The sequence below is a fragment of the Mesorhizobium sp. M4B.F.Ca.ET.017.02.2.1 genome (assembly GCF_003998955.1).
In the GTDB taxonomy this organism is placed as follows: domain Bacteria; phylum Pseudomonadota; class Alphaproteobacteria; order Rhizobiales; family Rhizobiaceae; genus Mesorhizobium; species Mesorhizobium abyssinicae.
In genome coordinates, this window is sequence record NZ_RZOF01000353.1 from 1 (window position 1) to 6,490 (window position 6,490).

Genomic DNA, 6,490 nt, shown 5'->3' on the forward strand with positions numbered 1-6,490 from the left:
AGCGTGTCGAGCAGTCTCGGGAAATCGTCCGGATGCGGCGCCACGGCGACGTAGGATTTGTACATTGGCGTATCCTTCATGAACGGGGCCGCCGCCGCGCTCACCTGCACCTGCTGCGGGCGCATCTCGTCGTAGAAGCCGTTGGTGGCATAGCCCGTCGACACCATCACCAGCCGGCGCACCGCCTCCGGGTGCTGGACAGCCATACGGAAGGCGACGCCGCCGCCCAGCGAATAGCCCATGACGTCGACCTGGTCGTAGCCAAGCGCCTTGACGATCGCCGCCATGTCGTTGCCCATCGCTTCGACGCTGAACGGCCGCTCGCCAAGCGCGGTTCGGCCATGGCCCTGCAGATCCACGGCGATCACGGTGCGATGGGCGGCAAATTGCGGCAGGATCGGCGCGAACATGTCGGTGGAACCGAGGCCGCCGTGCAGCAGCAGCAGCGGCTCGCCCTTGCCGTAGATGGCGTAGTAGTAATTCAGGCCGTCGATCGGCACCAGGCCGGATTTCTCCGGCTTCACAAGGGCTTTGGTGGCAGCGGTCATGGCAGGCTTTGTCTCCTCGGATTGTGCATTTGGCGCGGCAATCAGGGCCACGGCCGAAGCGAGCATGGCGAAAAACAGGGTCTTGGGCATTTGGTCTCCTCCAGTTGTGCCCCAAGGACGCAACGGCAGAGCGCAAGCCGACATGGCCGCGAGAAAATTTGCAGCAGATGTAAAATTGGTTAGTGGCGCTTGGCCTGCACCAGATAGGCGTCGATCTCGGTCTCGCCGAGCCATTTGGCGGCTTCCAGCCGGTGCAGGCCTTCGACCAGAATGTGGCGCTTGCCGTCATGGCGGACCTGGATCGGCATTTTCATGCCGTTTTCGAGAATGTCCTCGGCCAGATGGCGGACGGTTTCCGGATGCAGCGTCTTGCGGCGCGCGGCGGGCACATAGATGTCGTCGACCTTGACCTTTTGCACGCGCAGCATGTCGGCTCCCGGCGCTGAAACTTCGCCCTGACTGAGATAGTCTGTTTGCCGGATATGGCCAAGGGCAAGCGGATGCTGGCCCGATCGTTTCCATTTGACGCTTGGCCGGCCAATGGTCTCAATGGCGGCCTGTTGGTTTCAGGTGTTCATTGACGCGACTGCCGACCGAATTCCCCGATTTCGGGCTGACGCCCGAGCAGCGCCGCGAGGCGGTGCGCGGCCATTACTACGAATGGCCCGGCATGGACGGCGCGCGCGGCGAGATCTGGTGCTACAGCGACCGTTTTTCGTACCGCCCCGGCGAAACGGTGGCGTTGCATGTCAGCGCGACGGCGCCGCAATTCGGCATCACGATTGTTCGCGACGGCGGCGCCGAAACAAGGGTGTTCGAAAAAACCGGCATCGCGGCGCGCTGCCAGGAGACGCCCGACCAATGTTCGGTCGAAGGCTGCGGCTGGGACACTTCCTTCGAGTTCCGCATCGGCGATGCCTGGCCGTCCGGCGCCTACCGCGTCACGCTCACGGCCGAGGGCCGTGACGGCACGCCGATCCAGAGCCATCACCTCTTCATCGTCACGCCCCTGCCCGGCAAGAAACCCGGCCGCCTGCTGCAGGTCGCGGCGACGGGAACCTGGCTCGCCTACAACACCTGGGGCGGCTCCAACCACTATCAGGGCATCACCGGCCCGAACCGGGACCAATACGCCACGATGGTGTCGACGCAGCGTCCCTGGTGCCGCGGCTTCGTCGTGCTGCCGAAGAAGGCCCCGCGGGTGCCGCTGGAGGTCGCTGTGCCGCCGAAGACCGTGCCGCGCTATCCGCACATGGAATGGGCCTTCGCCACCGGCCATTCGAAGAAATACGCCTCGTCCGGCTGGGCGAGCTATGACAGCCATTTCTTTCGCTTCGCCGAGCGCGCCGGCTACGCGATCGATCTCGCCAGCCAGCACGAGCTGCATTTTGCGCCCGATATCCTCGACGGCTATGACTGCGTCGTCTTCGTCGGCCATGACGAATACTGGACCTGGGAGATGCGCGACGCGGTCGACGCCTATGTGGAGCGTGGCGGCCACGCGGCGCGCTTTGCCGGCAATTTCATGTGGCAGACAAGGCTGGAAGACGAGGGCCGCCGCCAGGTCTGCTACAAATACCGGGCGCGGGCCGAGGACCCCGCCTATCGCGGCGGCGACGTGACCCGCGCCACCAACTCCTGGGAAGCGCCCGAGATCGGCCGGCCGGGCTCGGCAACCTTCGGCCTCAATGCGACCAGAGGCGTCTATGCCGGCTGGGGCGGCTGCGCGCCGCGCGGCGTGCGCGGCTTCCCGGTCTATCGCCCCGAACACTGGGCCTTCGCCGGCACCGGCATCTATTACGGAGACCTGCTCGGCGCCGACAGCCATGTCTACGGCTATGAGGTCGACGGGCTGGATTTCGAGATCCGCGGCGGCCTGCCCTACCCGACTGAGCAGAGCGGCGCGCCGGACGGCCTGCAAGTGCTGGCGGTCGGCATGGCGAGCCAGGTCGAGGAAAGCGCGGACATCCCGATCGAGGACCAGTTCCTCACCGACGAGGATGGTCGCTTCACCGCCGAGACGCTGTTCGGCGAAGCGAGCGACGCCAATCTCGACAAGGTCAAGCGCGGCAACGGCATGATCGTCAATTTCCCGCGCGGCAGGGGCGAAGTGTTCCATGCCGGAAGCTGCGAATGGGTCGCCGGCCTGCTAAGGCAGGACGCGATGGTCGAGCGCGTGACCAAGAACGTTCTCGACCGCTATCTCGGAAAGTCCTGACATGCCGAAACCGCAAGTTCAGAATGCAACTGACGCCGAAGCGCGGCCGCCGTCGCATCTGTTCTATCTGTCCAGCCTGCGCCGGCCGCTCGTCGAGCGTGCCGAGGGCATCTATTTCTGGACCAAGGACGGCCGCCGCTTCATCGACGGATCGAGCGGACCGATGGTCGCCAATATCGGCCATTCCAACCGCAATGTGCTCGACGCCATGAAGCGGCAGATGGACAAGACCACCTTCGCCTATCGGCTGCATTTCGAGAACGAGCCCGCGGAAGAGCTGGCGCGGGAGCTGGCAGGCAAGCTGCCCGTCGGCATGGACCGCATCTTCTTCGTCTCCGGCGGCTCCGAGGCAACGGAATCCTGCATCAAGCTTGCCCGGCAATGGGCGGTTGCCACCGGCCAGCCCAAGCGCTGGAAGGTGATCGCCCGCTTCCCTTCCTATCATGGCGGCACGCTTGGCTCGCTCGCGGTCACCGGCGACGATGCGCTGGCCGAGACTTTCCTTCCGATGATGCGCGCGATGCCGACGGTGCCGGCGCCGACGGCGTGGCGCGACCGCGACAACCTCTCGCTGGAACAGCGCGGCATCCGCTATGCCGACATGCTCGAAGAAAAGATCCAGGCCGAAGGCCCGGAGAGCGTGCTCGCCTTCATCATGGAACCGGTCGGCGGGGCGGCAACGGCCGCTCTTGTCGCGCCCGACAGCTACTATCCGCGCATCCGCGAGATCTGCGACCGCTACGGCATCCTTCTGATCCATGACGAGGTGATGAGCGGCGCCGGCCGAACCGGCAAATTCCTCGGCGGCGACCACTGGAACTGCAAGCCGGACCTGGTCGCGCTGTCGAAGGGGCTGGGCTCGGGCTACGCGCCGCTCGGCGCGCTGGCCGCACCGAAGCGGCTGGTCGAGCCGCTGCTTGCCGCCGGCGGCTTCCAGCATGGCCACACCTATGCCGGCAATCCGCTCGCCTGCGCCGCCGGGCTCGCAGTGCTCGGCGAGATGGATCGTCTCGACCTTATCGCGAACGCCGCCGCCATGGGCGACGTGCTGATCGGCGAACTGAGGGCGTTGCAAAAGCGCTTTCCCTTCATCGCCGACGTGCGCGGCAAGGGTCTGCTGCTCGGCGCCGAAATGGTTGCCGATCCGGAGGCGCTGACGCCGATCGCGCCGGGCAAGAAGGCGACGCAGCGCCTGCTCGACCTCGCTTATGAACGCGGCCTCATCATCTACGGCCGCAAGGTCAAGGGCGGCGTCGACGGCGACAATTTCATGGTCGCGCCACCAATGATCATCACGCGCGAGCAGATCGGCGAGATGATCGCCATCATCGGCGACACGCTGGCAGCGCTCGCCGCCGAACTCGACCTGCCGGTCGAAAGCTGAAGGGGTAGAACAAGATGGCGACGAGAAAAGTCATCATCACCTGTGCCGTCACCGGCTCGGTGCATACGCCGTCCATGTCGCCCTATCTGCCGGTCACACCAGACCAGATCGCCACGGACGCCATTTCCGCCGCCGAAGCCGGCGCCTCGATCCTGCATCTGCACGCCCGCGATCCGAAGGACGGACGGCCGACCGCCGACCCGGAAGTGTTCATGCATTTCCTCCCGCGCATCAAGCAGGCGACCGATGCGGTGATCAACATCACCACCGGCGGCTCCTCATTGATGACGCTCGACCAGCGGCTCGCCGCACCGCTCCGAGCCGAGCCCGAAATGTGCTCGCTCAACATGGGCTCGATGAATTTCGCCCTGTTCCCGATGCTCGACAAGCCGAGGGAGTGGCAGCACGAGTGGGAGCCGAAGCTGCTCGAGGCTACCCGCGACACGATCTTCAAGAACACGTTCGCCGACATGGAGACGGTACTCGAAAAGCTCGGTAAAGGCTGCGGCACCCGCTTCGAGTTCGAATGCTACGACGTCGGCCACCTCTATTCGCTGGCGCATTTGCGCGATCGCGGCCTGGCGTCCGGGCCGCTGTTCCTCCAATTCGTGCTCGGCATTTTGGGCGGCATTGGCGCCGATCCCGACAATCTCATCCACATGAAGCGCATCGCCGACAAACTCTTCGGCGACAGCTACCAATTCTCGGTTCTCGCCGCCGGCCGCCACCAGATGCCGCTGATCTCGATCGCCGCCGCCATGGGCGGCAATGTGCGTGTCGGGCTGGAGGACAGCCTCTACGATGGGCGGCAACTGGCGAAGTCGAATGCCGACCAGGTGCGGCGCATACGCTCGGTGCTGGATGGCCTGTCGCTGGACGTGGCGACGCCCGCGGAAGCGCGCGCAATGCTGGCGCTGAAGGGCGGCGACCGGGTGGCGTTTTGAGACTCCGCCCCGGCACCGTCGACGACGTCGAGACCATCCACGCCGCGCTGCTGCGGATGAGCACCCACACCGGCGCGCATCAGGAGATGACCTCGACCGTCGAGGATCTTCGCCGCTATGGCTTCGGCGGCAAGCCCGCCTTCTCGTCCCTGATCGCCGAGGTCGATGGCGAGTTCGCTGGTCTCTGCCTGCACTTCCCGATCTTCTCGACCTGGATGGGACGTCCCGGCGTCTATGTGCAGGACCTCTATGTCGAGGACCGCTTTCGCGGCCGCCGGATCGGCGAAAAACTGTTGCGGCGCGTGGCGAAGGAATGCCGTGCTGCAGGCGGCGTCTATCTCAGGCTCTCCGTCGACACGGACAACGAAACCGCCAAGGCTTTCTATGAAAGGCTGGGCATTGGCTGGTCGAGCTACGAACAGACCCAGAAGATCGTCGGCGACGCCTTCTTCGCCTTTGCGGATGCACCAGAGGACAGCGCATGAAAACCTATTATGCCGAGGAACAGAAGCGCCACGATCCCAAGGCTTTCCTCTCCAGCGGCGCCCAGCAGCCCAATCCGGAAAAGCCGGAGCGCATCGAAAGATTGCTGGCCGGCGCGAAAGCCGCCGGCTCGGCGATCGAACGGCCGCGGAACCATGGGCTGGGTCCGGTCGCAGCGGTGCACACGCCCGAATATCTCGACTTCCTCGAGCATATTTTCGAGCGCTGGCAGCGTATCGAAGGCGCCTCGGCGGAAGTGATCCCGAACATCCATCCGATCGCCCGTGCCGGCTCCTATCCTGCGTCCGCCGTTGGCCAGGCCGGCTACCACATGGCGGACACAGCGTGCCCGATCTCGGCCGAAACCTGGAACAGTTCGCTGTGGAGCGCCTGGAGCGCCGTTGAGGCGGCCGAAGCGGTGATGGCTGGCGCGCCTTCGGCCTACGCGCTCTGCCGTCCGCCCGGCCATCATGCCTTCGTCGATGTCGCCGGGGGATTTTGCTTCATCAACAATTCGGCGGTCGCGGCGCAGGTGCTGCGAAGGAGCGCGGCACGGGTGGCGATCCTCGATGTCGACCTGCATCACGGCAACGGCACGCAAGGTATCTTCTATGCAAGGCCGGACGTGCTCACGGTGTCGCTGCATGCCGATCCGGTGCGCTTCTATCCGTTCTTCTGGGGTTATGCGGATGAGCGCGGCGAAGGCGCCGGCCTCGGCTACAATCTCAACCTGCCGCTGCCGCGCAAATCCGGCGACGCTGCGTTTCTCGAGGCGCTGGCGACCGCCTTCCGACGCATCCGCGCCTTTGCGCCGGAGGCGCTTGTCGTGGCGCTCGGGCTCGATGCTTTCGAGGGCGACCCGTTTGGTGGCCTTTCCGTCACGACGCCCGGCTTCTCGCGCATCGGCGAGGCC

Annotated in this window: 7 protein-coding genes; 5 read left to right on the top strand and 2 right to left on the bottom strand. The window is 65.3% G+C overall.

The window, feature by feature from the left end:
• Both EN738_RS28800 and EN738_RS28805 read right to left on the bottom strand, forming a co-directional pair.
• Positions 1-638 (bottom strand): alpha/beta fold hydrolase (locus EN738_RS28800; RefSeq protein WP_127286614.1); only part of this gene is annotated, 638 nt, incomplete at its 3' end.
• A gap of 89 nt (positions 639-727) precedes the next feature.
• Entirely contained in the window at positions 728-976 is a 249-nt protein-coding gene (locus EN738_RS28805) for a ParB N-terminal domain-containing protein (RefSeq protein ID WP_126054808.1), read from the bottom strand.
• Between the two features lie 149 nt (positions 977-1,125).
• Here EN738_RS28805 and EN738_RS28810 point away from each other — a divergent pair, with 149 nt between their 5' ends.
• From EN738_RS28810 to EN738_RS28830, 5 genes are all read left to right on the top strand, one after another.
• On the top strand, positions 1,126-2,766 hold the full coding sequence (locus tag EN738_RS28810) for a N,N-dimethylformamidase beta subunit family domain-containing protein (protein WP_127286615.1): 1,641 nt from the start codon (positions 1,126-1,128) through the stop codon (positions 2,764-2,766).
• A gap of 1 nt (position 2,767) precedes the next feature.
• Positions 2,768-4,150, top strand: coding sequence for an aspartate aminotransferase family protein (locus EN738_RS28815; protein ID WP_127286616.1), 1,383 nt, complete (start codon positions 2,768-2,770; stop codon positions 4,148-4,150).
• Positions 4,151-4,164: 14 nt separating this feature from the next.
• A complete protein-coding gene (locus EN738_RS28820; RefSeq protein WP_127286617.1) occupies positions 4,165-5,094 on the top strand; it encodes a 3-keto-5-aminohexanoate cleavage protein in 930 nt (309 codons plus the stop codon).
• Positions 5,095-5,150: 56 nt separating this feature from the next.
• A complete protein-coding gene (locus EN738_RS28825; RefSeq protein ID WP_127286618.1) occupies positions 5,151-5,579 on the top strand; it encodes a GNAT family N-acetyltransferase in 429 nt (142 codons plus the stop codon).
• Positions 5,576-6,490 (top strand): histone deacetylase family protein (locus EN738_RS28830; RefSeq protein ID WP_145966962.1); only part of this gene is annotated, 915 nt, incomplete at its 3' end. The genes EN738_RS28825 and EN738_RS28830, both read left to right, overlap by 4 nt.